Annotated in this window: 27 protein-coding genes; 18 read left to right on the forward strand and 9 right to left on the reverse strand. The window is 56.3% G+C overall.

Annotated features, from left to right (window positions below):
• The first annotated feature begins 390 nt into the window (after positions 1–390).
• The 3 genes from tnpA to tnpC are packed head-to-tail and all read left to right on the forward strand — an operon-like array spanning position 391 to position 2,616.
• Positions 391–708, forward strand: a complete 318-nt coding sequence (gene tnpA / locus ACP7E3_RS02905) for an IS66-like element accessory protein TnpA (RefSeq protein ID WP_017850074.1) — start codon at positions 391–393, stop codon at positions 706–708.
• Positions 705–1,040: an IS66 family insertion sequence element accessory protein TnpB gene (tnpB, locus tag ACP7E3_RS02910; protein WP_017850075.1), complete on the forward strand. Its 336-nt coding sequence runs from the start codon at positions 705–707 to the stop codon at positions 1,038–1,040. Before tnpA ends, tnpB begins: the two co-directional genes overlap by 4 nt.
• A gap of 49 nt (positions 1,041–1,089) precedes the next feature.
• Positions 1,090–2,616 carry an IS66 family transposase gene (gene tnpC / locus ACP7E3_RS02915; RefSeq protein WP_017850076.1) on the forward strand — a complete coding sequence of 509 codons (1,527 nt, stop codon included), beginning with the start codon at positions 1,090–1,092 and terminating at the stop codon, positions 2,614–2,616.
• A 456-nt stretch (positions 2,617–3,072) separates the two neighbouring features.
• Here tnpC and ACP7E3_RS02920 read toward each other — a convergent pair whose 3' ends face one another.
• Both ACP7E3_RS02920 and arnT read right to left on the reverse strand, forming a co-directional pair.
• Complete coding sequence (locus ACP7E3_RS02920) at positions 3,073–3,348, reverse strand: hypothetical protein (protein ID WP_003397615.1); 276 nt, start codon at positions 3,346–3,348, stop codon at positions 3,073–3,075.
• A gap of 451 nt (positions 3,349–3,799) precedes the next feature.
• Entirely contained in the window at positions 3,800–5,443 is a 1,644-nt protein-coding gene (gene arnT / locus ACP7E3_RS02925; protein ID WP_017850078.1) for a lipid IV(A) 4-amino-4-deoxy-L-arabinosyltransferase, read from the reverse strand.
• Positions 5,444–5,547: 104 nt separating this feature from the next.
• On the opposite strand from arnT, the gene ACP7E3_RS02930 reads away from it, so the two are divergent.
• Complete coding sequence (locus ACP7E3_RS02930) at positions 5,548–5,742, forward strand: hypothetical protein (RefSeq protein WP_426122228.1); 195 nt, start codon at positions 5,548–5,550, stop codon at positions 5,740–5,742.
• Between the two features lie 637 nt (positions 5,743–6,379).
• On the opposite strand, the gene ACP7E3_RS02935 is transcribed toward ACP7E3_RS02930, so the two are convergent.
• Positions 6,380–6,595: a hypothetical protein gene (locus ACP7E3_RS02935; protein WP_152480508.1), complete on the reverse strand. Its 216-nt coding sequence runs from the start codon at positions 6,593–6,595 to the stop codon at positions 6,380–6,382.
• A gap of 244 nt (positions 6,596–6,839) precedes the next feature.
• On the opposite strand from ACP7E3_RS02935, the gene ACP7E3_RS02940 reads away from it, so the two are divergent.
• Positions 6,840–8,059, forward strand: a protein-coding gene (locus tag ACP7E3_RS02940; RefSeq protein ID WP_371923911.1) for an IS3 family transposase whose coding sequence is annotated in 2 segments (ribosomal slippage) — positions 6,840–7,185 and positions 7,185–8,059 — 1,221 coding nt in all. Because the reading frame shifts where the segments join, the coding sequence is not laid out codon by codon here.
• Here ACP7E3_RS02940 and ACP7E3_RS02945 read toward each other — a convergent pair.
• The 4 genes from ACP7E3_RS02945 to ACP7E3_RS02960 form a co-directional block, all read right to left on the reverse strand.
• Complete coding sequence (locus ACP7E3_RS02945) at positions 8,051–8,398, reverse strand: hypothetical protein (protein ID WP_426122231.1); 348 nt, start codon at positions 8,396–8,398, stop codon at positions 8,051–8,053. The genes ACP7E3_RS02940 and ACP7E3_RS02945 overlap by 9 nt on opposite strands.
• A 284-nt stretch (positions 8,399–8,682) precedes the next feature.
• Positions 8,683–9,105: a YqaA family protein gene (locus tag ACP7E3_RS02950; protein WP_017850083.1), complete on the reverse strand. Its 423-nt coding sequence runs from the start codon at positions 9,103–9,105 to the stop codon at positions 8,683–8,685.
• A 12-nt stretch (positions 9,106–9,117) separates the two neighbouring features.
• Entirely contained in the window at positions 9,118–10,254 is a 1,137-nt protein-coding gene (locus tag ACP7E3_RS02955) for a nickel/cobalt efflux protein RcnA (protein WP_426122234.1), read from the reverse strand.
• A 7-nt stretch (positions 10,255–10,261) separates the two neighbouring features.
• Complete coding sequence (locus ACP7E3_RS02960; protein ID WP_017850085.1) at positions 10,262–10,555, reverse strand: metal-sensing transcriptional repressor; 294 nt, start codon at positions 10,553–10,555, stop codon at positions 10,262–10,264.
• Positions 10,556–10,777: 222 nt separating this feature from the next.
• Between ACP7E3_RS02960 and ACP7E3_RS02965 the strand changes: the two genes are divergently transcribed.
• The 3 genes from ACP7E3_RS02965 to ACP7E3_RS02975 all read left to right on the forward strand — a co-directional run bounded on the left by ACP7E3_RS02965 (position 10,778) and on the right by ACP7E3_RS02975 (position 13,560).
• Positions 10,778–10,981, forward strand: a complete 204-nt coding sequence (locus tag ACP7E3_RS02965) for a co-regulatory protein PtrA N-terminal domain-containing protein (protein ID WP_017850086.1) — start codon at positions 10,778–10,780, stop codon at positions 10,979–10,981.
• A gap of 691 nt (positions 10,982–11,672) precedes the next feature.
• A complete protein-coding gene (locus ACP7E3_RS02970) occupies positions 11,673–12,413 on the forward strand; it encodes a COG4705 family protein (RefSeq protein WP_026140410.1) in 741 nt (246 codons plus the stop codon).
• A 943-nt stretch (positions 12,414–13,356) separates the two neighbouring features.
• The gene (locus ACP7E3_RS02975) at positions 13,357–13,560 is read left to right on the forward strand and encodes a co-regulatory protein PtrA N-terminal domain-containing protein (RefSeq protein ID WP_017850088.1); all 204 of its coding nucleotides are present in this window, start codon (positions 13,357–13,359) and stop codon (positions 13,558–13,560) included.
• Positions 13,561–13,829: 269 nt separating this feature from the next.
• Here the strand turns inward: ACP7E3_RS02975 and ACP7E3_RS02980 are convergent, their stop codons facing one another.
• The gene (locus ACP7E3_RS02980) at positions 13,830–14,534 is read right to left on the reverse strand and encodes a response regulator transcription factor (RefSeq protein ID WP_017850089.1); all 705 of its coding nucleotides are present in this window, start codon (positions 14,532–14,534) and stop codon (positions 13,830–13,832) included.
• Positions 14,535–14,680: 146 nt separating this feature from the next.
• Here ACP7E3_RS02980 and ACP7E3_RS02985 point away from each other — a divergent pair, with 146 nt between their 5' ends.
• The 3 genes from ACP7E3_RS02985 (at position 14,681) to ACP7E3_RS02995 (ending at position 18,006) form a co-directional block, all read left to right on the forward strand.
• Positions 14,681–15,373, forward strand: a complete 693-nt coding sequence (locus ACP7E3_RS02985) for a response regulator transcription factor (protein ID WP_017850090.1) — start codon at positions 14,681–14,683, stop codon at positions 15,371–15,373.
• Positions 15,351–16,718: a sensor histidine kinase gene (locus ACP7E3_RS02990; RefSeq protein WP_426122238.1), complete on the forward strand. Its 1,368-nt coding sequence runs from the start codon at positions 15,351–15,353 to the stop codon at positions 16,716–16,718. Before ACP7E3_RS02985 ends, ACP7E3_RS02990 begins: the two co-directional genes overlap by 23 nt.
• Before the next feature lie 502 nt (positions 16,719–17,220).
• Complete coding sequence (locus ACP7E3_RS02995; RefSeq protein WP_017850092.1) at positions 17,221–18,006, forward strand: glycosyltransferase; 786 nt, start codon at positions 17,221–17,223, stop codon at positions 18,004–18,006.
• Between the two features lie 506 nt (positions 18,007–18,512).
• On the opposite strand, the gene ACP7E3_RS03000 is transcribed toward ACP7E3_RS02995, so the two are convergent.
• Positions 18,513–18,707 (reverse strand): hypothetical protein, encoded by a 195-nt coding sequence (locus ACP7E3_RS03000; RefSeq protein WP_017850093.1) that lies wholly within the window; start codon positions 18,705–18,707, stop codon positions 18,513–18,515.
• A 326-nt stretch (positions 18,708–19,033) separates the two neighbouring features.
• Between ACP7E3_RS03000 and ACP7E3_RS03005 the strand changes: the two genes are divergently transcribed.
• The 7 genes from ACP7E3_RS03005 (at position 19,034) to ACP7E3_RS03035 (ending at position 26,017) form a co-directional block, all read left to right on the forward strand.
• Positions 19,034–20,047, forward strand: a complete 1,014-nt coding sequence (locus tag ACP7E3_RS03005; protein ID WP_017850094.1) for an iron ABC transporter substrate-binding protein — start codon at positions 19,034–19,036, stop codon at positions 20,045–20,047.
• 3 nt (positions 20,048–20,050) lie between these two features.
• Positions 20,051–21,640, forward strand: coding sequence for an ABC transporter permease (locus ACP7E3_RS03010; RefSeq protein WP_026140412.1), 1,590 nt, complete (start codon positions 20,051–20,053; stop codon positions 21,638–21,640).
• Positions 21,637–22,665 carry an ABC transporter ATP-binding protein gene (locus tag ACP7E3_RS03015; RefSeq protein ID WP_017850096.1) on the forward strand — a complete coding sequence of 343 codons (1,029 nt, stop codon included), beginning with the start codon at positions 21,637–21,639 and terminating at the stop codon, positions 22,663–22,665. The genes ACP7E3_RS03010 and ACP7E3_RS03015 overlap by 4 nt, the downstream gene beginning before the upstream one ends.
• A gap of 87 nt (positions 22,666–22,752) precedes the next feature.
• Positions 22,753–23,517 carry a COG4705 family protein gene (locus ACP7E3_RS03020; RefSeq protein ID WP_017850097.1) on the forward strand — a complete coding sequence of 255 codons (765 nt, stop codon included), beginning with the start codon at positions 22,753–22,755 and terminating at the stop codon, positions 23,515–23,517.
• 16 nt (positions 23,518–23,533) lie between these two features.
• On the forward strand, positions 23,534–23,962 hold the full coding sequence (locus tag ACP7E3_RS03025) for a hypothetical protein (RefSeq protein ID WP_017850098.1): 429 nt from the start codon (positions 23,534–23,536) through the stop codon (positions 23,960–23,962).
• Positions 23,963–24,026: 64 nt separating this feature from the next.
• Positions 24,027–24,692, forward strand: a complete 666-nt coding sequence (locus ACP7E3_RS03030; RefSeq protein ID WP_026140413.1) for a response regulator — start codon at positions 24,027–24,029, stop codon at positions 24,690–24,692.
• Positions 24,668–26,017, forward strand: a complete 1,350-nt coding sequence (locus ACP7E3_RS03035) for an ATP-binding protein (protein WP_017850100.1) — start codon at positions 24,668–24,670, stop codon at positions 26,015–26,017. Before ACP7E3_RS03030 ends, ACP7E3_RS03035 begins: the two co-directional genes overlap by 25 nt.
• The last annotated feature ends 40 nt before the right edge of the window (positions 26,018–26,057 follow it).

The following is a 26,057-nucleotide window of genomic DNA, read 5'->3' on the forward strand; positions in this document are numbered from 1 at the left end:
CACGGCGATTAACGAAGAGGTATGCACAGTGCGGCTTCACGACACCGAACACTGCGATCAATCTGGCCAGCGCGATCTCGGTACCGGCGCGCATGTCCATAGGCTCGATGGAAAGCCGAATGGCTTCAACTCCAATCATACCAACAGATCTCGCAGAAAAGTGGCACAGGCGACAGCGCTTCCGATCGGCCAGTTCACTTTGATGGTGCCACGCGGGTGCTGTATTTCAGGAGTCATCTATGTGGGTCAAAGCACGACTTAGTACGAACCCGCGCGGAGGGTAGAGTTTTGTAAGCGGATGGCGAACACACCTACCGAACTCCAGTATTTAGGGCGATGGTGTCCGCGTATTTTTAAGCGGACGCGATCACCCTTATCGCCAGGATTTCCATGCGCCAACGCAGCTCTTACCCCAAACTATTCAAAGCCCAGGTCGTCCAGGAATGCCTGCAACCTGGAGCGACGATTTCCAGCGTAGCCATCCATCACGGCATCAACGCCAACGTGATCCGCAAGTGGCTACCGATTTACCGGGATCAATCACCCGCAACTCTGCCGGCCTTCATCCCCGTACAAGCTGCACCCAAGCGCGCAACAGAAGAGAGGGTGATCATCTCACTGGCTCTGGGCGATAAATCCGTCACCGTAAAATGGCCAGCCTCAGATCCGGACGGCTGCGCGTGTTTTATTCGTGGCCTGGCCCAATGATTCGTATCGACTCCATCTGGCTCGCCACCCAGCCCATGGACATGCGGGCCGGCACTGACACTGCACTGGCCCGGGTGGTTGCCGTGTTCGGTGCGGCTAAGCCGCACTGCGCTTACCTCTTTGCCAACCGCCGGGCAAACCGCATGAAGGTGCTGGTGCATGACGGCGTTGGTATTTGGCTAGCTGCGCGACGCTTGAATCAGGGCAAGTTTCATTGGCCGGGCATACATCGTGGCGCGGAGGTCGAACTCGACCCCGAACAACTTCAGGCGCTGGTACTTGGATTGCCTTGGCAGCGAGTAGGTGCAGGCGGCGCAATTACATTGCGCTAATACCTGGCTTTTAGCTGTGACCGGAGGACTGTTTGGTAAAATCCACGGCATGACTTCCTTGCCCGATCTCGACCAAATGCCCCCTGAACAACTGCGCGCGCTGGCTGCGCAGTTGATGTCCAAGGTCGACACCATGGGCAGAAAGATCCATCGTGATGAGACGATCATAGAGCAGCTCACTCACGAAATCGCCATTCTCAAGCGGCACAAGTTCGCTAAGCGCAGTGAGCAGATCAGCCCGGCGCAAGGCAGCTTTCTCGATGACCTGCTCAATACCGACCTCGAAGCCATTGAGGCCGAGTTAAAAGCACTTCATCCCGCATCCGCGCAGGCAGAGCCACGCCAGCAACCCAAGCGTGCGCCGTTGCCACCGCAGTTCCCACGCACTGTGATCCATCACGAGCCGGACAACACTCAGTGCGCGTGCGGCTGCCAGCTTCAGCGCATCGGTGAAGACGTCAGCGAGAAACTGGATTACACGCCGGGCGTGTTCACGGTTGAGCAGCACGTTCGTGGGAAATGGGCCTGTCGGCAGTGCGAAACACTGATCCAGGCCCCGGTGCCGCCGCAGGTGATCGACAAGGGCATCCCCACTGCCGGGCTGCTGGCGCATGTGATGGTGGCGAAGTTCGCCGACCACCTGCCGCTGTATCGACAGGAAAAGATCTTCGGCCGTGCCGGCCTGGCTATCCCGCGCTCGACACTGGCGCAGTGGGTGGGTCAAACCGGCGTACAGCTTCAGCCGCTGGTCGATGCGCTGCGCGAAACAGTGCTGGCACAGCGAGTAGTCCACGCCGATGAAACGCCGGTACAAATGCTGGCGCCAGGTGAGAAGAAAACCCACCGCGCTTACGTCTGGGCCTACAGCAGCACGCCATTCTCGGCACTCAAGGCAGTGGTCTACGATTTCAGCCCCAGCCGTGCTGGCGAACATGCGCGTAACTTCCTGGGCACGTGGAACGGCAAGCTGGTCTGCGATGACTTCGCCGGCTATAAGGCCAGCTTCGAGTTGGGCATCACCGAAATCGGCTGCATGGCCCATGCGCGGCGCAAGTTCTTCGACCTGCACGTAGCGAATAACAGCCAATTGGCAGAGCAGGCGTTGCACTCAATCGGCGGGCTGTACGAAGTCGAACGACACGCCAAGGAAATGAGCGATGAAGATCGCTGGCGACTGCGCCAGGAAACAGCGATGCCCATTGCTGAAAAACTGCATGAGTGGATGCTGGCCCAACGCGAACTTGTGCCCGAGGGCTCGGCTACGGCCAAGGCCCTGGATTACAGCCTCAAACGCTGGGTAGCGCTGACCCGCTATCTGGAGGACGGTGCTGTGCCCATCGACAACAACCAGATCGAAAACTTGATCCGGCCATGGGCGCTTGGGCGGTCGAACTGGTTGTTTGCTGGATCACTGCGCAGCGGCAAACGGGCGGCGGCGATCATGAGCTTGATCCAGTCTGCGCGGGTCAATGGTCATGATCCGTATGCATATCTGAAAGACGTTCTCACGCGCCTGCCGACGCAGCGGGCGAGTGAAATCGATCAATTGCTGCCACATAAATGGTCGCCGATTTAATTACGCGAGGCGTGATAGCCGGACATATAAAAGCGAATGCCGATGCCAAATGGATTACAAGATGGGAGCCCGCAGCAATGAGCTTTGACATTATTATTTTGAAGCCTACTGACCTCAGTGAAAACGATCTGTCCAACGTCGAGGACGTGCTAGATATTGGATGCCCTGAGGCCGTAATCACATTTCTGGAGTTGGTGTTCCCTGGATGTGCCCAAGGTGCATTTTCGGATGGTGAACGCTACTCGCTCGAGTCTGCTCAGAATGGAGACCCAGTGACCACCATACACCTTACTCTCAGATACGGGCGAGCCTGGTCTGAGGCAACCAATGCTGAGTTCCTGACCCTGCTCTTGAGGCTCTGCCAATTGCTCCAGTCAGTAGCTTTTGCGGTCTCCGATAACTCAAGGATCACACCTCCCTGCTAAAGACGGCCCATCTTGCTCGCCATAGAGCGGCTCACCTAGCGAATTGGTGCGTGTACTTGATCACATGGGCAGGAAAAAACTCTTCATAAAAAGCAGTGGGAATGCCGAGGATACTTATCTCGATGCAATCGGGCAGAAGCTCTTCAGCGTAATCCAGAATGGCGACTCCCATAGATGGAATAACCAAGCCTGCTTCGGTTTTAACTGAAAGGGCCAAACCAGACTGGTCGAAGTGATTTGTGCGGCACTCGTTTTGAATAGCAGGATACCCAGTGGTTGGCTCGAACTGGCCGAAAGCAACGCCCATGGGAGGATCTCCACTCTCCAGCGACGAGTAGCCAACCAAAATCAATCCGCTATAAATCGAAAATCGCGCCATCTGATCGCCTATTGCTTGCCGTGGCATTGGATATATATGGTGTTTATCACTTGATTAGCTTGGATGCGAGAGCGCCGTGGAGGTTCGGAAGATGACTTGGCCGGACGCTTACAGAGTTTTTGGCAAGGGCACAAACTTACCGGTGCGGCCATCGAAAGCTTGGATACGGCTGCTGTGAAAATTGGGAGAAATGCAACTACACGAAAAAGATGCCACTGGAGTGCTGCCCCCCTCCTCACGAGTGCAGCGTTGACGTCGCTGTTTCCACACACCGTGATCCATAACGCACCGGAGAGCGCTGTATGCACTTGGCGGGCATTGGAAATTCCAGGCCTTTACCGGACGAATCTCTCGATGCGTGAAAAGTCGCCTGATAACGCTAGCGAGTGATCACAATTAGGAGGTTGTTCTCTCGAAACACCTTCGCTCCATCGGGAAGCCAAGACGGAAGCTGGTCGCCATGCATGTCGGGGGCTTTCAGCACAATCCCTACGGGTCCCAGCTTCATCTGCTTACTTAGCCAGTCACTAACGTCTTTCGACAGAACGCGTCGATCTTGGGCATCCGCGTACCCAAGGCCGTAGCGCAACTCTCCATCGACATTGAGCAGCGTCACGTCACTGCGGTTCAGACGCCACGCCAGGGCCGAAGCTGCACCCAGGTCGTTGCTCAGCAGGCTGCGCGCGCCCTGCAGCGGGCCCAGGTGCTCGGCGATGAACTGGTCAGGCATCTTGTTATCGACGATGGTCTGCGGCATGGATGCCGGCAGCACTGCGATCAGTACCCAGATCGCCAGGGCCGGTGCGTACCAGTGCTGGCTGGCGCGCTTCCACTGGATCGCACCGCACAGCGCCCAGACCAAGCAGACCAGCGCCGCGCTGGCCAAGCGCGCGGGGTGGCCGGAAAACACAGGGTGAGTCAGTTCGAGACCGATCAGCCCCAGCAGCGACAAACCTCCTAGAGCCAGGTTGAGCAGCCCGTTACCGCGCAGCAGACGCAGGTCCTTCTGGCGCAGCTTGTCTACCAGGGTGTTGGCCATGAGCAGCGCGAGTGGCGCGAAGCATGGCAGGATGTAGGTCGGCAGCTTGCCCTTGCTCAGGCTGAAGAACAGGAATGGCATAGCGAACCAAAGCGCGAGAAACCCGCTATGGCGCTCGCGCCGCTCCGCCCAGGTACGCTTGAGGGCGGGTATCACCAACAGCGTCCAGGGCAAGCTGCCAGCAAGCAGGATGGGGATGAAGAACCAGAACGGCGCCGCGTGCTGCGCATGGTTGCTGGTGAAGCGGCGGATGTGCTCGTTCCAGAAGAAGAAGTTCCAGAAGTCCGGCTCCCGCTGATTGACCGCCAGCACCCAGGGCAGACTGATCAGCACCGCGATCAGCACCGCCAGCGGCCCGCCCTTGAGCAGCTCCCGCCAGCGCCCGTGAAGCACGGCGTAAGGCGCCACCACGATCACCGGCAGTAACCAGGCGAGGAAGCCCTTGGTCATGAATCCGATGGCACAGGCCGCGCCGAGCAGAGCCCAACCTAGCCAGCGCTCCCGAGCGCTGCGGCCTTCCATGCCGAGCCAGGCCGAGGCCAGGCTTAGGGTGGTCCAAAGCGCCAATTGCGGGTCGATGTTGGAGTACCCGGCCTGCCCGGCGGCGAGGCCGAAGGTCATGTACAGCAGACAAGCGGTCCAGGTCTTGAGTGGGTCGCTCCACAGCCGGCGAGTCAGCAGGAACACCAGCAGCACGGTAGCACCGGTGGTCAGCGCCGAGGCTATGCGCGCACCGAAGAGGTTGTCGCCGAATAGCGCCTGGGCGATCGCGATCAGCCAATAGCCTCCTATGGGTTTCTCGAAATAACGCAGCCCCATGAAGTGCGGCACCACCCAGTTGTCCGTGTTCAGCATCTCCTGGGCCGCCTGTGCATAGCGCGTTTCATCCGGCACCCAGAGGCCGTGGAAGCCCAGAGGCAGAACGAAGAATAGGGCGAAGGCGATGAACAGCGCCGGATAGGCCAGCGCGGGCAGCGTCACCATCCCGGCTGGCCTAGTGACTGCTGCGGGGGGTGTTATCGAGGTGGTCGAAGACATGCGATGGGTCTCCTTAAAATGCTGTGCCGGCGAACAAACGGAGTGATACATTGGAACTGGCGCAATTCGGATGGGGCACGTCTAGGGAAGTACGCATGAAAGCGCGGACGGTCGAGGACAACTCCCGGCTGGGCAAGACCGTACAACGCAGCTTGCAGGAAGCCGGCTGGATCGTCGATCTGGCGATAGACGGCGAAGGGGCGCTCACATCGGGTACTTTGTTGAGCCATCCGGCTTTTCCGTGATCCATGTGTAGGTAGCTTCTCCTGAGGTGAGCTGCACTGAACTTGCGCAGAGGAAAAGATACATAGCGAAACTTAGTTGAGACTGAGGGACTGTTATGAAATTGCCATATTTCCTTTGCCGAGTAGATCGTTGCGCTGCACGTTGGCGCTTACGTCGTGCACATCAATCCTGCGCCAGTTGACCAGCAGAGCAGCCGGGTGATTTGCCTAATAGGACTTACGACAGAGCAAGTCCCTGCCCCGGTTTCGCTTATTGGGGCGACTCACCTGTTACCAGGTTTAGAGCTCGGTGCGGCTGAAACTCACAGTGACAGCTCACAGAAACCTCCCGTTGAATAACTAGGGAATGGGCGCTGAAATGACAATCAGGCAGTGCGTCGCCCGCAGGACCTGCTGCCATGAAAGAGCGATGGGTGGCCATTGTCCCAAGAATGAGGACGAGATTAGGCAAATTGACTGAAGACAGGAAAAATGAGCTTCTTGGGAAGACCCCCACCTCATTTAGCTCTCCCAATAGTGGTAGCGGCGCGAGTGACACGAACCCTAGTGGATGCTTCCTTTCGTCTATCTTATGGCTAAAGCGGGCATTAGTAGATTTCAGACGAGCCCGCGATGGTTCTCTGCGTGGCGTGCCACATCATTTCGACGATTCGCCCATCACTGTCTTCCACTGTGCAAAACCCAGAGAGCCCAGGATCCTCGGCGCATTAGCACCATCGGCAGCTATGAAAAATGCCTCGGCGTAATCGCTGGATCGCTGACCTGCAGGCACCCGCATCGTACGTTCGAAGTGATCGATGCAACCGCTGTGAGTAATCAGCACTAGGTTTTCCCTAGGTTTCTTGTAAGCCATCGCGGCATTCCTGAAGCCTGCGTCGCACTTGCCAACCCACTTCTGTGAAGTCGCGGTATTGCCCGCGATGAGATCGGCTGTCTGCTGGGTACGCGTCTTCGGGCTGGAGATGAGGGTAGCGTTATCAAGACCCAACTTCTGCAAACCCTTAGCGACAGCCAGCGGCAAGTCCAGTGAACGAGCCCCATGAAAGACAGGACACCGTTTCCCCCTTACGATAAGGGATAGGCAAACGGTTATGTTTATGACTAACAGCAACGATAAGAGTGGGGAGCTTTTGGGCCAGGAGCGGCGACGCCGCTGGAGCCCGGAGCAAAAACTGGCCATGGTTCGCGAGAGCCTTGAGCCAGGGCAAAGTGTGTCGGTCGTCGCTCGGCGCAACGGCATCAATGCCAACCAGTTATTCCTGTGGCGCAAGCTGTATCAGGACGGCAGCCTGTCGGCGGTCAGTGCTGGCGAAGCCGTGGTGCCGGCCTCCGAGCTGAGCGATGCGCTCAAGCAGATCCGTGAACTGCAACGGATGCTGGGCAAGAAAACGATGGAAGCCGAAATCCTCAAAGAGGCCGTGGAGATCGCCCGGTCGCGAAAATGGATTGCGCACTCACCCTTGTTGCCGGGGGACGACCAGTGAAGCTGGTCAGCGAATGTCTCGGTGTGGCGCGCTCGCAATTAACGGTTCGAATCAAACAATCGGTATCGCCCAAGACACGGCGAAGCAGACCTGTGGACGACGCTGAGTTGGTGGTTGAAATCCAACAGCAGGTCAGCGAGTTGCCCAGCTATGGCTACCGTCGTGTCTGGGGATTACTGCGTCGGGAACGTGAAACCCATTCGCTGCCGGCGATCAATGTGAAGCGGGTTTACCGGGTCATGCGTGATCACAACTTGCTGCTGGAGCGTCGACTCAAACAGCCCGGCGTGCCGCGTCGGCACGAAGGCCGTATTGCCGTGAAAACCAGCGATACGCGTTGGTGCTCGGACGGCTTTGAGTTCCGCTGCGAGGATGGCGCCAAACTGAGCGTGACCTTCGCCCTCGATTGCTGTGATCGCGAAGCCATCGGCTGGGTGGCAAGCCCGACCGGGTACAGCGGCGATGATATCCGCGACTTGATGCTGGAAAGCGTGGAGAAGCGCTTCGGTGATCAATTGCCCACCACGCCGGTGCAATGGCTAAGCGACAACGGCTCGGCGTACACCGCCGAACAGACACGCCTGTTTGCTCGACAGATCGGCTTGCAGCCGGTGACCACGCCAGTTCGCAGCCCGCAGAGCAACGGGATGGCGGAGAGCTTCGTGAAGACGATCAAGCGTGATTACGTGGCGCACATGCCCAAGCCGGATCGGGAAACGGCGTTGCGTAACCTGGCAATTGCCTTCGAACATTACAACGAGCAGCATCCGCACAGCGCTTTGAACTATCGCTCGCCGAGGGAGTTCAGGCGCTTGGCGGCAGCATCAATTTAACAGGGAGTTGGTGTCCGGTTTTGTAGGGGCCTGCTGCTGCTGGCCGTTGACCGTGATGCCGTTGGGGGGCCCGAAGCAGGGATTGCTTGAACGATCACAGCGCTCGGCATGCCTAACCATCACTATGACATTACCCTCCATCCACTGTCCGTTAAGGCCGGACTGTACAAAGTTATTTCCATCACCCAGATCCAGCACGCGGGGCGCCAGGAAATACCATGTGGCAGCAGTCAATGCGGCAATGGCAGCTAAGCCAAATGCGATATTTTTCCTGCTCAAGCGCACGGTACGATTGTTCACTTTGCCTGCTGTAGCATCACCCATCCGGATGTTAGCCATATCATCACTCCTGCAAAGGTAGGAACAGTGGTACTAGTCAAGAGCTCGCCTTGTAGCGGCACCATAGATGGCGCGGAAATGTAGAGGTGATTGTGTATTAGAACGGTGAAAGCAACGTGAAAAAACAGAAATATGCGTCTTGCTTTGGGGCGACCAGACTTAAGCATTCAGAGCCTTCTACTCGCCCCTGCACACGACGAAATCTTGGCCATCTGCACTAACGTCCCAGCCTCGTTGCCATCCTCCCCCTACACCTCGCCTCATGTAACCGGATGTCCATAAAATTAAAGGTCGGCGATTATAGAGATTGGGGCGGCCTCTTCGGAGGAAGTTGAAATCTTGCTAAAACGGGCTTTTGAGGTGGAGCAATAGCCCCTGATTTGCTTTTGCTGATGAATAATGGCCACCCTACTCAGCAACAGTGACCAGCGCCCGTAGCGCAGATAGGACTGCTGGGCTTTTTCTAACTTGCCCTCGCTCACGGGGAACCAGCGCTTGTGGCGGAATCGCTCAACAGAACGGCCCAAAAACAAGTTCAGTGCGGAGCCAAGAACGTTGCCAAAGGTGGCGACCGCCAAGAGCGTAGAAACGACGTCCTGGTCGGAGAGCAACATGCCGACCAGCACGGCTTCAGACTGCATTGGCAATACCGTGGCGGCACCGAATGCCGCCAGGAACAGACCAACGTGGCTGGTGAGTTCAAACACGAAAGAGTCGCCTCAAGCGTTCAAGCCGATCCAGCCATGGAAGCCCACGTAGAGACCAACACCGATGATCAGGACACTGGAGAGGTAGGGCGCACGACGCGCAACGGTGCCCAACCATGGCCAACGGTTGGACGCCTGCTTGGCGCCAATCGCGGCTGCAGCACCGACGGTTACCAGTGTGAGTGCCAGACCAATGCTAAAACACAGGACTAGCACGCCACCCAAGGCGACTTCTTTGACCTGAAGACATAGCAACAGAACGGTGATAGCAGCCGGACAAGGAATCAAACCACCAGTCAGACCGAACATGACGATTTGGCCGGTGGTGACTTCGCGGTTAGTGAAGCGTTTACGGATATCGTTGGCATGAGCACGTTCGTGCGCATCCTGATAGCCGTCAATCGATAACTCCAAGCCTTCCAGTTCGGAATGTGCATGGCCGTGATTATGCTCCTGGTAGTCCAAGTCATAATCATGGGAGTGCCCTGCGTGCCCAAGACTCAAGCGAGCACTGAATTCATGAGGCTCGGGGATATCGGCTTCCGATTCCAGGAAGCCCTCGCGCTCGACGAAGGTGAACGACTGGGTGCTGCCGTCCGGACGGGTAGTCATCAGACGAACATCTGAGGCTGCCCAAGTGTGCCCGGTCAATGTCTTCAGGCGCCAGTGCGGTGGCACACCGTCTTCGAAGATCGACAGCTCAACACGACCATGGCCAGTATCGATTCGGTGGGTTTCATCATGATGGCCGTGGTCATGCTCGCCATGGTGGTGATCATCACCTTGCTCGAACTTGAACATCTGCTCACCGCGCCATGTACGCCAAAGCATCCACAGCGCAATTACGATGATCAGGGCAGAGGATGCTAGCTGGAAGTATGGCTCAGTGGTTTGAGCGTCCAGGCCTTTGCCCAGATACATGCCGCCGATGGCGACCAGCCACACTACGGCGGTGTGCGATAGCGTTGCAGCCAGCCCCAGCAATACGGCCTGTTTTACCGAGCCACGGATGGCCACGATGAAAGCCGCCATCATGGTTTTTGAATGGCCCGGTTCAAGCCCATGCAAAGCACCGAGCAGAATTGCGCTCGGGAAGTACAGCCAGGCGTGCGAACCACCCTGTTGCAAGAGTTCAGCGAAGTTGGGCATATCAGACCTAGAGGTACTTGGTGATTTGTTTGAACGCTTCCAGCGGGGCACGCTCGCCATTGTTCAGGGCCGAAACGGTGTCCTCGAGACAGTGATCAATGTGATCTTGGATGAGCGTTCGTTTTGCCTGACATACGGCTTTCTCAACCGCATGCAACTGCTGAGCAATGTCCACGCACTCACGACCCTCTTCGATCATAGTGATGATGCCGCGTAAATGGCCGTCCGCTCGTTTGAGACGCTTGATGATCGCCTCATGACTTTGGTGGGTATGGGGATGGCTGTGTTCGTGCTCGCTCATGACTTGAGCCTCAGGCCTCAATGAATTACCTTGGCATCCTATCCCCCATGGGGGGATACGGTCAAACGTATCGCGGCCACAACGAGTTAGACAAAACACACCTAGGATATCTGCCTGTCAAAAAATTCATTTTGCGGGGATGAGCGTGAAATGCACCCAGCTTCAGTATTAGCCCAAGCCAGCAAACATTGTGATGGCTAACCTAAACACTGGAGATTTGTCATGAAAACCCTGAAAGCTCTTTTGATCGTAACCTTGATGAGTGCATCTGTAGCTGCGATGGCAGAAGGCGGCGGTGATACAGTAACTGCAAAGATGGAGGCCGCAAGAGAGTCTGCGATGGCAACGTACCAACAGTCTGAACACGCAACCGCCGTTGCCAGCAATCAGAAAGCGCCATCCAACGATGTCGAATGCACAAATTGATATTACGCAATTCTCATCAAATCATTTAGCAGCCTGTGACTTGCTCGTGCGCTTTAACTGCCATGGGCCACAGCCAAAGAACCTGCTAAAAACAACCACTAAAGAAGCCGCTTGCTCGCAGCAGGCAGTAGGGGTTATCAGGTTAAAAGGATCAAAGGATCAAAGATTTCAACTCGGATTGCGATGTGCATCGACAATCCGAGTTTTGGGTATGCAAAATTATTTTTGCATGAAGATACTTCACACATATAATTTATAGGGAACTCATAGCTAATATAAATTTCGAACCCCACATCCAAAACCCACGTGAAAAATATAGCCAGCGACAATTTAATTGAAAGTCAAAAACACAATAAATTTGCTCGCTAGGCCGGATTAAACCCTAATACACACAAGCTGAAAATTTCTTGCTGGATGGTTAATAAAATAAACCCTCAGGGCTGGATTTTACGCCAGAGACAACACGATTAATAAATTTAATCCTGATTATTATTTGACAGAATTTTGATCTTTTACCCCCTAAGCTGCACTCATCCATACATCGAGCTATAGCTTGAGCGTTGCCCTCACAACCTATACCTTTCGTCTCTAATAGATGCATGTGAGTCCGGTGCGAACGGCGAGTTTTTAGACGCTGTAATTTATAGCTTTAATCCGTTTTCAGGACCCCCCTATGAGCACCCCTATCAGTTTGAATAAGCTGCCAGAAATAACCTTGGCGTTCTGGGCGATGAAAATCTGCGCCACCACCCTCGGTGAGACTGCGGGTGATTTACTGTCGATGACGCTGAATGTGGGGTATGCGATCAGCTCAATGATCCTGATAAGCGCCTTCCTGATTACACTTGGTTTGCAGCTATTTTCGAAAAGTTATAATCCCGTGTTGTACTGGGTCGTTATTCTCTCCACCAGTACCGCAGGCACCACCATGTCGGACTTTATGGATCGTACCTTGGGCCTAGGTTATGCGTCTGGCTCTCTAATTCTGATCAGCCTGTTGATCGCTATTTTTGCGGCCTGGCGCTTGAGCGAGAAAACGCTGTCGGTAAACAACATCCACACAACTAAGGGCGAGGTGTTCTATTGGGCGGCAATTCTGATTTCCAACACGCTGGGCACAGCGTTAGGCGACTACCTGGCAGATGACTCCGGACTGGGCTTCGCTGGCGGTGCATTGCTGATCGGGGCGGCGATTACCGCTGTGATGCTGGCCAAGTTCTACACGAGGATTTCCACAGTGCTGCTCTTCTGGTTGGCGTTTGTCCTGACCCGACCGTTCGGCGCGACACTCGGCGATTTTTTGACCAAGTCTCACGAAAAAGGCGGTCTGGATTTTGGCACCGTTGGTTCATCGTTAGTGTTGGCCAGTGTGTTGGTAGTGTTGGTGTCCTTCGCCGTCAAGGCACGCAGCGCTGAAGAAATGTATGGCTGAACGGCTTGTGGGGGAGTGCTACAAGGTCGAGTTGGTGCTTGGCAGCGTTTTGTGTGAGCCAAGTTTTCCGCGTACGACGTTCATCGTCACTGTTGACTACGTTGTGTGGTCGCCCCAACCTTGAGATGTGCCTGGTCTAAAAATCGAAAATGCTCGATACGGCATTTGCTCTTAAGCCAATTAGGAGCTTTGAAAAACGCATCGAGGAATTTCCCGCTACCGTTGACCGCTTCAGAATGGTCGTGTGACCTATCGGGCACGATTGTCTCATCACCGGTACTCTATAGGCAGCCCCCGAATCATGGCGTCCCTGTCTCAACGCTCATTGAGTTCCTCACGGTGCATCCCCATGCTGCGTATCTCGCGGTATTTTTCTTGGCTCTTTCCGAGTCAGTTCCGATCATCGGAGTCTTTGTTTCAGGCACTGCCATAATAATCGCGCTCAGTGCCTTTGTTGCTCTGCGCGTTGGTATTCGCCGCGACGTTGGGTGCTGACGTGGGGATGGTCTTTCGTTTTGGCTAGGGCATCGACACCCGCCCAAAAACTCTCGGTTTCTCGCCTTCGAGCCGCCACCCTGAACTGATTCAGAGCAGCAAGGCCTTTTTCGAGCGATACGAAGCCAAGAGCATATTTCTCGCGCGCTTCGTACCGGGCACTCACGCCTCCATATCGCTGCTCATATTTTCATCCTGTACTTGTTATTGGCGAAGAGAGGTCGGGAAAGGCAGGGCCACTTCTACATTCCTATCGTACTCGCCGAGAATGCAGATAGTGGTCTGAAGAAATGGCCTCCAGGATACGAAAGTCACACATAGCGCACCTCAGATATTTACCTGTCAGAAAATTCATTTTTCGGGGAAGAACGTGAAATACAGCCCGCTTTAGTATTAGCCCAAGCCAGCAAACATTCTGATGGCTGAACCTAAACACTGGAGATTTGCCATGAAAACCCTGAAAGCTCTTTTGATCGTAACCTTGATGAGTGCCTCTGTAGCTGCGATGGCAGAAGGCGGTGGCGATAAAGTAATGGCGCAGATGGAGGCCGCAAGAGCGTCTGCAATGACAACCTACCAAAAATCTGAACACGCAACCGCCGTTGCCAGCAATCAAAAAGCGGCGTCCAACGATGTCGCACGTTCGAATTGATAGGGCGTTCTACTCATCAAATTCATTAGCAGCCGACTACTCGATCATGCGCTTTAAGTGCCATGAAGTGCAGTCGGGAAAACTGCCGAAAGGACGCATAACCAGAGTCGCTTACTCGCCGTGTGGCAGTAGGACTAATCCTTTAAACAGTCAAAACGACCTGCTCGGGTTGCGGGGTACACCGACAATCCGAGTAATTGGTCGGCAGCACAAAAGCTGCTCTAATGATACGCAAGCATTTCACCACCCAGCTGCTTCGATTCAGGTTACTATCGAGCAGGAGCTTCAGATAAGTTTGTCGATACGTTGAGGCAATAGCCTGCGCCAGGAATGGTAGCAATTAGCGAAATTCCAAATCCATCATCTAACTTTCGACGTAGGCGATAAATATGTTTATCGATAACGTTGTCGTTTGGATCGAATTCGTAGTCCCATGCACTCTCAAGTAGCATCAAGCGAGTAACAACCTCACCACAATGTTTCATGAGTTTTTCTAGAATCAAGGTTTCGCGGTGAGCAAGGGATATCGTTCGCCCCATCCATGTTACCTGCCGAGCTGCAGAGTCAAGGCACAGTTCGCCAATACACAAGGTACTCGCCTTACCAGGGTGCTGATCTCTAGGTCGCAATAACCCTTCCAGTCGCGCCAATACTTCAACAAAGGCATAGGGCTTCGCCAAGTAGTCGTCGCAACCCGCCTGAAGCCCCTCAACTCGCTGCTGGGTCGAGGCTAAGGCGCTGAGCATCAATACTGGTGTCTGCATCCCCTCCCTGCGTAACTCTCGAACCAGCGACAAACCGTCCATACCAGGTAGGCATCGATCAACGATCAAAGCGTCATAGATACCCTCAAGGGCCATCGCGAGCCCGTCACGACCTTCTGCACTGGCATCGACGACGTGTCCGCTCTCGCCGAGTCCTCGCACTAGGTATGAAGCGGTACGAGCATCATCCTCAATGACTAAAATACGCACTCAAACCTCGCAAAGACTTAAATAAACTTTTTTTCATTTTGTCGGAAGCTCAGTGTATAGACTGACTCGGCACACTATGCCATCAAAGGGGTCGTTTGATTTACATCGGCCTATTAATTTCAAACCAGGAGCTCAGCGCGACGCCTATGACCCATGTACTGGTTATCGAGGATGATCCCGTCACCTCGCGGGAAATCGAGGCAGCCCTTCAAGACCACGGCTTTGACGTGACCCTGGTAAACAATGGTCGTGAAGGTTTGTTAGCGGCCATTAGCGATACCTTCGACATCATTGTTCTTGATCGCATGCTACCTGGCGCGCTTGACGGCCTAGGTATGCTTACCGCATTGCGCGCTTCCGGCATCACCACACCGGTTCTGATTCTCAGTGCGCTAAGCGCTTTAGATGAGCGGGTTCGAGGCCTTCGTGCAGGAGGCGATGACTATTTGACAAAGCCGTTCGAGTTCATCGAGCTGACTGCTAGGCTAGATGCTCTGAATCGCCGAAGGGCACCTCCTTCCGCAGCAAATCGAGACAGTCGATTACGCATTGGGAATCTGGAAATTGACCTCCTACGACGCTCAGTGCGCCGAGGCGAAAGACAGATTGACTTATTACCTCGGGAATACGCGTTACTAGAGTATCTCGCTCAACATGCTGGGCAAGTCGTCACGCGAACCATGCTCTTCGAAGCTGTCTGGAATTATAGTTATGACGACCGCACCAATGTGATAGATGTTCATATTGGTCGTCTGCGTCATAAGATTGATGGCGAGGGCGATTCTCCAATGCTCCAAACCATTCGGGGGGCTGGTTATGTCCTACGTTCGCCTGAGTGAGATTCCACGTACCATCAGCTTTCGAACAGCCCTTATGTTCCTGGCATTATTTGGGTGCTCGTTTTTCGCGTTATTTGGTTATATTTATTGGCAGACTACCGGATATCTGATCTCAGAGGTGGATACTGCACTGCATCGAGAGGTAGACCGCCAAAACGCCCAAGAGCCTGCGCTACGACGTACAGAAATACTTAAACATACGGAACAAGACCCCGAAGGGCGGCTCCCATATACGCTATTCGATTCTGCTGGTACAACGATTGCGGGGGCGCTATCAACCCTGCCTACGTTCAGTGCATACGATAAGCCTGCGGAATTTTTCTGGGATAAAGCTAACGGGCATGATCGGCCTATCCGCTACCTTGTTCACAAACTGGATGATGGAAGCACTCTTCTGATCGGCCAGGATATTCACGATATTCGTGAATTTGACGAACTTTTAGTCAATGCTCTGGTTTCAGGTGGCTCACTACTTATAGTAGTTGGGCTACTAGGAGCGATTGCATTAGGCGTATCTGCTCGTCGCCGTTTAGACGTACTTAGCCGCTCCATAAAAATAATTGTGGAGGGTGATCTCAGTGGGCGTTTACCTACACGGGGAAATAACGACGATATTGATCGTATTGCCGGCGTGGTAAACGGCATGCTGGATGCACTTGAACGGCTGATGAGTGAAGTCAAAGGTGTATGTGATGATATTGCTCATGACTTGCGAACACCGCTGACTCGATTGATCGCTGGATTAGAACGTGCACAGCGGCGTAGCTTGACGCAAAAAGAGTACGCCAGCGCCATCGACACAGCCATTGAGGATGCTAAGGGTCTAATGCAAACCTTCCGGGCACTGCTGCGCATTTCAGAAATAGAAGGCAGTGCTAGACGCAGTAATTTTACCCTTGTTGGTTTCAATCAAATCTGCGCTGATGCAGTTGAGCTCTTTGAGCCTCTCGCTGATGAACGTGGTATGAATCTAGAGTTCAAGCCATGCGAGGGAGTCGACACAGTAATGGGGGATTCGCAGTTACTGTTTGATGCGGTTTGCAACCTCATCGATAACGCCATCAAGTTTTCACCGGACGGAAGTGACGTCGAAGTAACAGTCTCGGCAGATTCTAACAACTGTGGAATCAGTATCCGTGACCATGGGCCCGGAATACCGGAGGAGGAACGGGAAGCGGTTTTCCGTAGACTCTACCGCTCAGAGTCCAGCCGTCATACGCCAGGCAATGGCCTGGGCTTAAGTATGGTTTCAGCTGTGGCACGTTTACATGACATGTCCCTACAGGTGCACGATGCCCGGCCTGGATGCCGGGTTGACTTGATAGGTAAAGCACAAAACGTTTGAGACCTCGGATCCATATCTAAAGCTTTCGTAAATCGGCGGGCAATCCGTTCGATTGCTTGCCTGCCTGTTGGCTCAACTGATGTCCCTGTATTTGGATCGCCCGCTATGCACGTTAGCGGTCTCTGACCCGCCTTCGTTACAGAATTACGTCCTGGATTTTTCGCCTACCTATTAGGATCGACGATCATTGGGGGAACAACCACATCTCATAGCATCGTCGCTCCCTAGCGACAAACCTGTCAAAAAATTCATCTTCAAGGGAACTGAATTATAAGCCTCTAGGCACAAAATAAATAAAGAATAAATACCCTGAAGCAAAACAGCTAGACATTGAGTTCTGCAATAAGAAGTCTTTTTTTTATGGCAGTTTAATTGCGCGCATCCAATGTAAAAACTTCAGGATTGGACGAGCATGGTTTTTCGAAGGGGGGGAGTAGCCGGGCGGCTTCGCTGGTTGTTGCCCGCTATAACAAAGGCAATCAAACTCGAGAGTTAGTTAGCTATGAAAGATCAGCACCCAAAAAAGGCAAACTACAGCATTGCTTTGGTTAACTACAAGTCGCTTGATCTGACCAAGAAATGCCTCCAACTCCTGCAAGATGTCATACAAGAAAAAAGCATTTCTGTTTATGTGGTGGACAACGACTCTAGAGATTCAAGCGCAGAGTATCTTCGAACTTTAAGTTGGATCAACTTGATTGAGCGAAAACCAGAGCATCCTGAGGCTGGAAATATTGCTCATGGCCGAGCTCTTGACCTCGCTTTAGGTTTCGTGGAAACGGAATATGTATTTCTTTTGCATACCGACACTTTCATTTATGACCTTGAAGTTTTTAACATGATGCTCGCGCAATGCGCCGAACAACAAGACGTAGCAGCCGCTGGATGCTTAGAGCAACTGGATAGAGGCTTTTTTCGCTCGGCCTGGAGAATATCATCACGGTTTTTCAAACATTACACCAGGCGTGGTCTCAAAGTGCTTGGAATAAAATCAAGGGAACCGAAACCATATAGAGAAAAGCATCTAAAAAGCTTTTGCACCCTATGGAATGTAAGATTGATCAAAAAGCACGGCTTGCATTTTCAAATGGACGAACGCAATCCAGGCTATGAGCTTCAGGATAGGATGACAGAGTTGGGTTATAGAATTAGATTCATATCGCCTCGGAAAATATTTCGCTATCTAGACCACATTCAAAGTGGAACGATTTCCTCACTAGGCGGCTACACTAGCAACCACAGAAGAGTCAGGATGTACAACCAGATTACGCAGGGTTTAAAACTTTAAAACGCGGCGACAGAGCCGTATTCGCTCAGCCTCAGAAAAATTCCGCTATCTAACTTCGCCTTTACATAAGCTCAGCGCATATTAAAAGAGGCTGTGCTTCACCATTGGTGGCACTCTCCATAGCCAGAGGTTGACCTCTCTTCTGGGAAAGCCATCTACCCAGAAAATTTGTGGTAGCCCTTCGATTACTACGCGGGGGCTATTCGACGAGTAGGTAATCAGGCGGTTTTAATAGAATGGTCATGCGGACTGAAGTTAATACGATTAACGGTAGCCAAGAGATATCTCCGTAAGAACAAGCGTCACGTAGGTAGCCAAGACACCCAACCCTGACAGCTCTCACCGATGCTCTTGGAGGTAAGGAAGAGAAGTGGGCGTCGCGCTGCCGATGCCTAACGAGTTGTACCCCAGCAGGCTTTGCAGTAGATCATAGTCGTTGACACCTGGGTGCCAGCGGCGTTTATGCAGTTCCGGCGAATCGCTTCGGCATAGCGCATCAACCAGGGCTATTCCAGCGAATAGCTCAGGCTGTAGGCATCGGGCACAATCACCAACTGCCTCGGGCTCACCAGACTATGGCGCAGGTGGCGGTTCAACACATCAAAATGATCAGAACGTTGCAGGCTGATGCCCATGCCCATCAAGCGGGATTTCAAGCTGTGGTAGTCGGTGGTGCGGTCGTTGATATAGCCATGCGCCATGCCTTGAGTCCCTGAATGCAATGAAGATGGCTTCGGAATATATGCAAGCGAATACGCCTCAGACACCAGCTCGGAGGGTTTGAATTACATTTGGGAAGTTGCCTACAGCCAAGAGAATAAGCGCCGACAGAATACCCCCTCAAATAGTTCTAACCGCGTCGCCTGATAAGCCCAGTCACATTTGTTAACCGTTTATTTGACGTTTTTTTCTCATTCACGGCTCTAAATTCGCCGCGCCTCAACATGCAAATGATTCCTATTGGTCTAGTCTCAATCGACCCCTCACGGGCTTCCCGTACCTACATAAAAACCGGAGCATTCAACGTATGGCTTCCCGTCTACCGTCTTTCGTCACTAAAGCCCTGCTCGCCACTGCATTGGTTGGCGCCGGGCAAGTGTATGCCGCCGAAACCGCCGGCATCGTGGTGTACAACGCCCAGCACGAAAGCCTGACCAAGGCCTGGGTTGAGGGCTTCACCGAGGAAACCGGGATTCCGGTAACCATCCGCAATGGCGACGACACCGAGATGGGCAACCAGCTTGTGCAAGAAGGTGCGGCCTCACCGGCCGACGTGTTCCTCACCGAAAACTCCCCGGCCATGGTGCTGGTGGACAACGCCGGGCTGTTCGCGCCAGTAGCGCCGAGCACGTTGGAACAAGTGGACGCCGCCTACCGCCCCGCCCACGGCAAGTGGGTGGGCATCGCCGCACGTTCGACGGTGTTCGTGTACAATCCGAGCAAACTCAAAGAAGCCGAGCTGCCAAAGTCCCTGCTGGATCTGGCCTCGCCAAGATGGAAAGGCCGCTGGGCTGCCTCACCGGCCGGTGCCGACTTCCAGGCTATCGTCGCCGCCGTGCTGGAACTCAAAGGCGAAGCCGCCACCCTCGACTGGCTCAAGGCGATGAAGGCCAACGCGAGCATCTACCGTGGCAACAGCGCGGTGCTTAAAGCCGTCAACGCCGGCCAGGTCGACAGCGGCGTGATTTATCACTACTACAGCTTTGTCGACCAATCCAAGACCGGCGAAAACAGCAAGAACACTCAATTGCACTACTTCAAACATCAGGATCCAGGCGCCTTTGTGAGCATCTCCGGCGCCGGTGTATTGGCCTCCAGCAAGCATAAAGAAGAGGCCCAGGCCTTCTTGAAGTGGATCACCGGCAAAGACGGACAGGCGATCCTCAAGGACGGCAACTCGTTCGAATATGCCGTGGGCCAGGGCGCACAGTCCAACCCCAAGCTGACACCGCTGGCCCAGCTGGACGCGCCGAAAGTGGACGCCTCCAAGCTCAACAGCAAAAAGGCCGTCGAACTGATGACCCAAGCCGGACTGCTCTGATTGCTGCCTGAACCTTTAGCTCCCGCCTTAACGCAGGCGCAACCGCGTAAACGCGCCCACGGTTTGTTTAAAAGCCGTGGGGGCACGTGGGTCACCAGTTTGTCAGTAGTGGTGTCGCTGCTGGCGCTGCTGCCCATTGCGTTTGTGATCGGCGTGTCCTGGCAAATCGGCTGGGCGCAGATTGAAGCGTTGGTGTGGCGTCCGCGTGTGGGTGAACTGCTGGTCAACACCGTGTTGCTGGTGGTGTTCACCCTGCCCTTGTGCGTGGTGCTGGGTATTGCGCTGGCGTGGCTGACCGCGCGCACCAACCTGCCAGGGCGCCGTGTGTGGTCGCTGCTGGCGGTTGCGCCGCTGGCGGTGCCGGCGTTTGTGCACAGTTACGCCTGGGTCAGCCTGGTGCCGTCGATGCATGGTTTGCCGGCCGGCGTGCTGGTCTCGGTGATTGCCTATTTCCCGTTTTTGTACTTGCCGGTGGCGGCGACCTTGCGCCGGCTCGACCCTGCCATTGAAGACGTGGCCGAGTCCCTGGGCCTCAAGCCCTGGGCGGTATTTTTTCGCGTGGTGCTGCCGCAGTTGCGCCTGGCGATCTGCGGCGGCGCACTGCTGGTGGGCCTGCATTTACTCGCCGAATACGGCTTGTACGCGATGATTCGTTTCGATACGTTCACCACCGCGATTTTCGATCAGTTCAAATCCACCTTTAACGGCCCTGCCGCCAATATGCTTGCGGCGGTGCTGGCGCTGTGTTGTTTGGCGATGCTCACGGCGGAATCTGCCGCACGCGGGCATGCGCGTTATGCGCGGGTCGGCTCCGGCAGCGCCCGCGAGCAACGTATTGTGAGCCTGCGCACGCGCACCACGCTGCTCGCCCTTGGCCTGCAAGGGCTGACCTGCGCGCTGGCCCTGGGTGTGCCGTTGATCACCCTGGGCAAGTGGCTGATCGCCGGTGGCCGTGAGGTATGGCAGTTCAACGAACTGCTGCCCGCGCTGGAGCAGACCGTGCTACTGGGCGTGGCCGGTGCCGTGCTGACCACCTGTGCGGCGGTGCCGATTGCGTGGCTGTCGATTCGGGCGCCAGGGCGTTTACAGCGCATCCTGGAAAGCTGCAACTACATCACCAGCTCGTTGCCCGGCATTGTGGTGGCGCTGGCCTTGGTCACAGTGACCATTCATTTCGCCCGGCCGATCTACCAGACCACCATCACCGTGCTGCTCGCCTATTTGCTGATGTTCCTGCCACGGGCGCTGGTGAGCCTGCGCGCGGGTATCGCCCAGGCGCCGGTAGAACTGGAAAACATGGCGCGCAGCCTCGGCCGTTCGCCGGGCCGCGCCCTGTGGCTGATCACTTTGCGGCTGGCCGCGCCTGCTGCGACTGCGGGTGCGGCGCTGGTGTTCCTGGCGATCACCAACGAGTTGACCGCCACCTTGCTGCTGGCGCCTAACGGCACGCGCACCCTGGCCACCGGTTTCTGGGCGCTGACCAGCGAAATCGACTACGCCGCTGCCGCGCCTTACGCGCTGATCATGATCCTGTTGTCACTGCCGTTAACCGGCCTTCTCTACCATCAATCCAAACGCACGGCAGGCCGATGAACGCCCTCGAACTCCACGCCCTCTGCAAGACCTTCGGCACCCAGCGTGCCCTGGCGGACGTCTCCCTGGCGGTGCCCACCGGCAGCCGCACAGTGATCGTCGGGCCTTCGGGCTCGGGCAAGACCACCCTGCTGCGCATGATCGCCGGCTTTGAATTCCCCGACACCGGCAGCCTCACGCTCAACGGTCAGGTATTGGTCGACGCCACCCACGCGGTGCCGGCCCACCAGCGCCAGATCGGCTATGTGCCGCAGGATGGCGCGCTGTTCCCGCACATGACGGTGGCCGACAATATCGGCTTTGGCCTTGCCACCCAAGGTGAAGCCCGGCACACACGCATCGCCGAACTGATGGACAGCGTGGCCCTCGACGCCAACATGGCCCGGCGCTGGCCCCATGAACTGTCTGGCGGCCAGCAGCAACGCGTGGCACTCGCCCGGGCCTTGGCCCAGCAACCCCGGTTGATGTTGCTGGATGAACCGTTTTCCGCGCTGGACACCGGCCTGCGCTCGGCCATGCGCAAAATGGTCGCGCGCCTGCTGAGCGACGCGGGCATCACCACGATCCTGGTCACCCATGATCAAAGTGAAGCACTGTCGTTTGCCGACCAATTGGCGGTGATGCGCCAAGGCCGCCTCGTGCAGTCGGGCCACCCGATGGAGATGTACCAATACCCGGCCGATGAGCAGACCGCGCTGTTTCTCGGGGATGCGGTGGTGCTGCCCGCGCGTATCCACGCCGGCTGGGCCGACTGCGACCTGGGTCGGATCCAGACCAACAGCCCGCTGAGCCACGACACGGCGCGGATCATGCTGCGCCCCGAGCAGGTGAACCTCAGTGCCACCGGTTGCCCTGGCGTGGTGACCGAGTGCGAGTTCGGCGGCAACACTTGCACGCTGACCGTGGCGTTGCACGCTGACCCGAGCCATACGATCCTGGTGCGCAGCGCCGGCCTGCTGGCGCCACCGGCCGGCAGCGTGGTGCACCTGTCGACCACGGGCATCGCCCACGTGCTGTTTGGATAAAAAACCCGGCCCTCAGTCTCAGCTAAGTCTCGTGCCGTACCTTCTCCCTTGCGCCAACCACCGCGCGGTCAAGGAGAGGTAATCCCGATGAATGCCACAGCAGCCCGTTGGCTGAACAAAGTACCCGAGGTGACGCTGTCATTCTGGGTGATCAAGATACTGTCCACCACCGTGGGCGAAACCGGCGCGGATTACCTCGCCGTGGATGCCGGCTTCGGCGCCGGCCCAACCAGCCTCGGTATGGCCGCGCTGCTGGGGCTCGCGCTGTTCGGCCAGCTGCGCACCAAGTCCTACACCCCGTGGATCTACTGGCTGACCGTGGTGCTGGTGAGCATCGTCGGAACACAGATCACCGATATCCTCACCGATAAACTCGACGTCAGCCTGTATGCCAGCACGGCGATTTTCTCGGTGCTGCTCGCGCTCAACTTTATGCTCTGGTACCGCACCGAGCGCAGCCTGTCGATCCGCGACATCGTCACCCCACGGCGCGAATGGTTCTACTGGACCACGGTGCTCTGCACCTTCGCCCTGGGCACTGCCGCCGGCGACCTGGCAACCGAGGCACTGGGCCTGGGTTTCACCCTCGGCGCGGTGATGTTTGCCGGGCTGATCGGCGTTGCCCTGCTGGCCTGGCGTATGGGCGTCAACAGCGTGCTGACCTTCTGGGTCGCCTACATCCTCACCCGCCCCTTCGGTGCTTCGCTGGGCGACCTGCTCACCCAGGCCAAGATTTATGGCGGCCTGGGCATGGGCGCCAGCTGGACCAGCGCACTGTTCCTGTTCGTCATCGTTCTGCTGGTGGCCGTGGCGCAATTCAGCATCGGTAACCGCAAACCCCTTACTCATTGAACCCAAGGACATCACTATGCTTAACCTCAGAAACGTGATCCGCCACGTCGCGATTATTTCCGCCATCGGCCTGCTGAGCATCGTCACTGGCTGTTCGAAACCTGCCGATAAACCTAAGGACGCAGCCAGTGCCGGCTCAAGCAGCAGCCAGCGCCAGGCCTCGAAACTAGGGGACCTGTCAGAGTTCCGCAATATTGCCGCGGACGTGTCGGCGCTGGTCTCCAAGCACGACCTGGCCGGCGCCAAAGCCCGCATAAAGGACCTGGAGAGCCGCTGGGACAGCGCCGAAGCCGGGATCAAACCGCGTGCAGCCAGTGACTGGCACGTGCTGGATAAAGCCATCGACCGCGCGCTCTCGGCATTGCGTGACACCAGCCCGAACCAGACCGACTGCCAGGCCGCAATGGACGACCTGCTCAAGGGCTTCGATTCGATGAAAGGCTGACAACATGCTTCACTACACACGCGGCGACTTCCTCGCCGCGTTTGCGTTGGTGCTGGAGAGCAAGATGCGGATTCTACTGGTCGAAGACGACCCCATGATTGGCGACGCCATCCAGCGCGCGCTCAGCGATGCGAGCTATGCCGCCGACTGGGTTAAAAACGGCCTCACGGGCCTGGCCGCCCTCGACACCCACCTCTACGATCTGGTGCTGCTTGACCTGGGCCTGCCCGGCAAGGACGGCCTCGACGTGCTGGACTGCATCCGCGCGCGCAACAACCCCGTGCCCCTGCTGATCATCACCGCCCGCGACAACCTCGACGACCGCCTGCGCGGCCTGGACGGGGGCGCCGACGATTACCTGCTCAAACCCTTCGACATCGCCGAACTGCTGGCACGCATTCGCGCCGTGCTACGCCGCAAGGGTGGCACCGCTCAGTCGGTGCTGGGCAATGGCGTGGTGACCTTGGACCTGCTGAGCAAGCACGCGAACACCGACGAACAGCGCGAGGTGGCGTTGTCCAGCCGCGAATTTGCCCTGCTGCAAGCGTTGCTGATCCGCCCGGGGGCGATCCTTTCGCGCAGTGAGTTGGAAGACCGCCTGTATGGCTGGGGCAATGAAGTGGAGAGCAACGCCATCGAGTTCCTGATTCACGCTTTGCGGCGCAAGTTGGGCACCCACGTGATCAAGAATGTCAGGGGCATGGGATGGATGGTTTCAAAAAGCGTTTGAGTGAGTCGGTGCAACTGCGGCTGTCGGTGACCGTGTGCCTGGCGATCCTGCTGGTAGCGTTGGCGGCCAGCGTGTTTGCGTTTGTCTCGGCGTTTGAAGAAACTCACGAACAACAGGACGCCACCTTGCGCCAGGTGGCGATGCTGTTCGACCGCCAGCAGATGACCCTGCAATACCCACAAGGCCCGACGCTGGCCGGCGACGACGAAGAAACCCGGGTGATCATCCAGCGCCTGAGCGACAGCCCACACGCCACGGGAACCAACGATGAAGCCCTGCCCCTGCCCTTTCCCATCAGCTTGGCGGATGGCTTGTCCACGGTTCAGGTGGCCGGTGAAGCCTTTCGCGTGCTGGTGCACACCACCGCCGGTGGCGAGCGCATCGCCGTGGCCCAGGAGTCCGACGCCCGCGACAAGGACGCCCGTGAAGCCGCCTGGCGCAGTTTGTTGCCGTTCCTGATTCTGTTCCCGGTGCTGTTGCTGGTAGTCGGCGACTTGGTGCGCAAGCTGTTTCGCCCGATTGGGGTGCTGGCGGCCGAGATCGACCAACGCGCCGATCAAGAATTGCACCCCATCGAGGAACAGCACCTGCCCACCGAAGTGCGCCCGTTTGTGGTGGCGATCAATCGCCTGCTGGCGCGCGTCGCGCAGTCCATGGACATCCAGCGGCGGTTTGTCGCCGATGCCGCCCACGAGTTGCGCTCACCCATGACGGCCTTGGCGTTGCAGGCAGACCGCCTGGCCGCCACCGATATGTCGCCCATGAGCCGCGAACGTTTTGTGCCGCTGTTGCGGGGCATCGCGCGTGGGCGCCAGCTGATTGACCAACTGCTGAGTCTGGCGGCAGCACAGTCAACCTCGGAACGAGAACACACCCGCCTGTCGGTGCATGCCGTGTATCGCCAGGTCCTTGAAGACCTGCTGCCGCTGGCCGAACGCAAGCAGCTCGATATAGGCGTGGACGGCGCTCAGGACGTGCACGTGACCTTCAACGCGATGGACCTGTTCACCCTGGTGAAAAACCTGGTGGACAACGCCATTCGCTATACCCCGGAGGGCGGGCGCATAGACCTCTCGGTGACCCAGACCCCAGGCGGAGTACTGCTGCACATCAAGGACTCCGGCCCCGGCATTGCCACAGAGGAACAGGCGCGGGTGTTCGACCCATTCTACCGCAGCCTGGGCACCGACGAGGCCGGCTCCGGGCTGGGTCTGTCGATCGTCAAGGCGATTGCCGAGCGCAGCGGCGCACGGGTGCAGTTGTCGTTCAGTGATACCCAAGCGCAGCGTGGCCTGTGCGTGACGGTTTGGCTGCAAGCGCTGTAAGCACCTGCGCCGAACAAAGACAATCACCACCTTTTTTGAC

Origin of the sequence: Pseudomonas sp. PSPC2-3 (genome assembly GCF_049898265.1) — a bacterium.
GTDB classification, from domain to species: Bacteria; Pseudomonadota; Gammaproteobacteria; order Pseudomonadales; family Pseudomonadaceae; genus Aquipseudomonas; species Aquipseudomonas veronii.

Excerpts from the sequence above, each read along its gene's own strand:
- ACP7E3_RS02965 (WP_017850086.1), top strand. The coding sequence starts at position 10,778 with ATGAAAACCCTGAAAGCTCTTTTGATCGTAACCTTGATGAGTGCATCT.
- ACP7E3_RS02990 (WP_426122238.1), top strand. The coding sequence starts at position 15,351 with ATGTCCTACGTTCGCCTGAGTGAGATTCCACGTACCATCAGCTTTCGA.
- ACP7E3_RS02920 (WP_003397615.1), bottom strand. The coding sequence starts at position 3,348 with ATGGGCGTTGCTTTCGGCCAGTTCGAGCCAACCACTGGGTATCCTGCT.
- ACP7E3_RS02935 (WP_152480508.1), bottom strand. The coding sequence starts at position 6,595 with ATGGCTTACAAGAAACCTAGGGAAAACCTAGTGCTGATTACTCACAGC.
- ACP7E3_RS03035 (WP_017850100.1), top strand. The coding sequence starts at position 24,668 with ATGGATGGTTTCAAAAAGCGTTTGAGTGAGTCGGTGCAACTGCGGCTG.
- arnT (WP_017850078.1), bottom strand. The coding sequence starts at position 5,443 with ATGGTGACGCTGCCCGCGCTGGCCTATCCGGCGCTGTTCATCGCCTTC.
- ACP7E3_RS02955 (WP_426122234.1), bottom strand. The coding sequence starts at position 10,254 with ATGCCCAACTTCGCTGAACTCTTGCAACAGGGTGGTTCGCACGCCTGG.
- ACP7E3_RS02995 (WP_017850092.1), top strand. The coding sequence starts at position 17,221 with ATGAAAGATCAGCACCCAAAAAAGGCAAACTACAGCATTGCTTTGGTT.
- tnpA (WP_017850074.1), top strand. The coding sequence starts at position 391 with ATGCGCCAACGCAGCTCTTACCCCAAACTATTCAAAGCCCAGGTCGTC.
- ACP7E3_RS03000 (WP_017850093.1), bottom strand. The coding sequence starts at position 18,707 with ATGGCGCATGGCTATATCAACGACCGCACCACCGACTACCACAGCTTG.
- ACP7E3_RS02975 (WP_017850088.1), top strand. The coding sequence starts at position 13,357 with ATGAAAACCCTGAAAGCTCTTTTGATCGTAACCTTGATGAGTGCCTCT.
- ACP7E3_RS03030 (WP_026140413.1), top strand. The coding sequence starts at position 24,027 with ATGCGGATTCTACTGGTCGAAGACGACCCCATGATTGGCGACGCCATC.
- ACP7E3_RS02960 (WP_017850085.1), bottom strand. The coding sequence starts at position 10,555 with ATGAGCGAGCACGAACACAGCCATCCCCATACCCACCAAAGTCATGAG.
- ACP7E3_RS02945 (WP_426122231.1), bottom strand. The coding sequence starts at position 8,398 with ATGGCTAACATCCGGATGGGTGATGCTACAGCAGGCAAAGTGAACAAT.
- tnpC (WP_017850076.1), top strand. The coding sequence starts at position 1,090 with ATGACTTCCTTGCCCGATCTCGACCAAATGCCCCCTGAACAACTGCGC.
- ACP7E3_RS03020 (WP_017850097.1), top strand. The coding sequence starts at position 22,753 with ATGAATGCCACAGCAGCCCGTTGGCTGAACAAAGTACCCGAGGTGACG.
- ACP7E3_RS03005 (WP_017850094.1), top strand. The coding sequence starts at position 19,034 with ATGGCTTCCCGTCTACCGTCTTTCGTCACTAAAGCCCTGCTCGCCACT.
- ACP7E3_RS03015 (WP_017850096.1), top strand. The coding sequence starts at position 21,637 with ATGAACGCCCTCGAACTCCACGCCCTCTGCAAGACCTTCGGCACCCAG.
- ACP7E3_RS02985 (WP_017850090.1), top strand. The coding sequence starts at position 14,681 with ATGACCCATGTACTGGTTATCGAGGATGATCCCGTCACCTCGCGGGAA.
- tnpB (WP_017850075.1), top strand. The coding sequence starts at position 705 with ATGATTCGTATCGACTCCATCTGGCTCGCCACCCAGCCCATGGACATG.
- ACP7E3_RS03025 (WP_017850098.1), top strand. The coding sequence starts at position 23,534 with ATGCTTAACCTCAGAAACGTGATCCGCCACGTCGCGATTATTTCCGCC.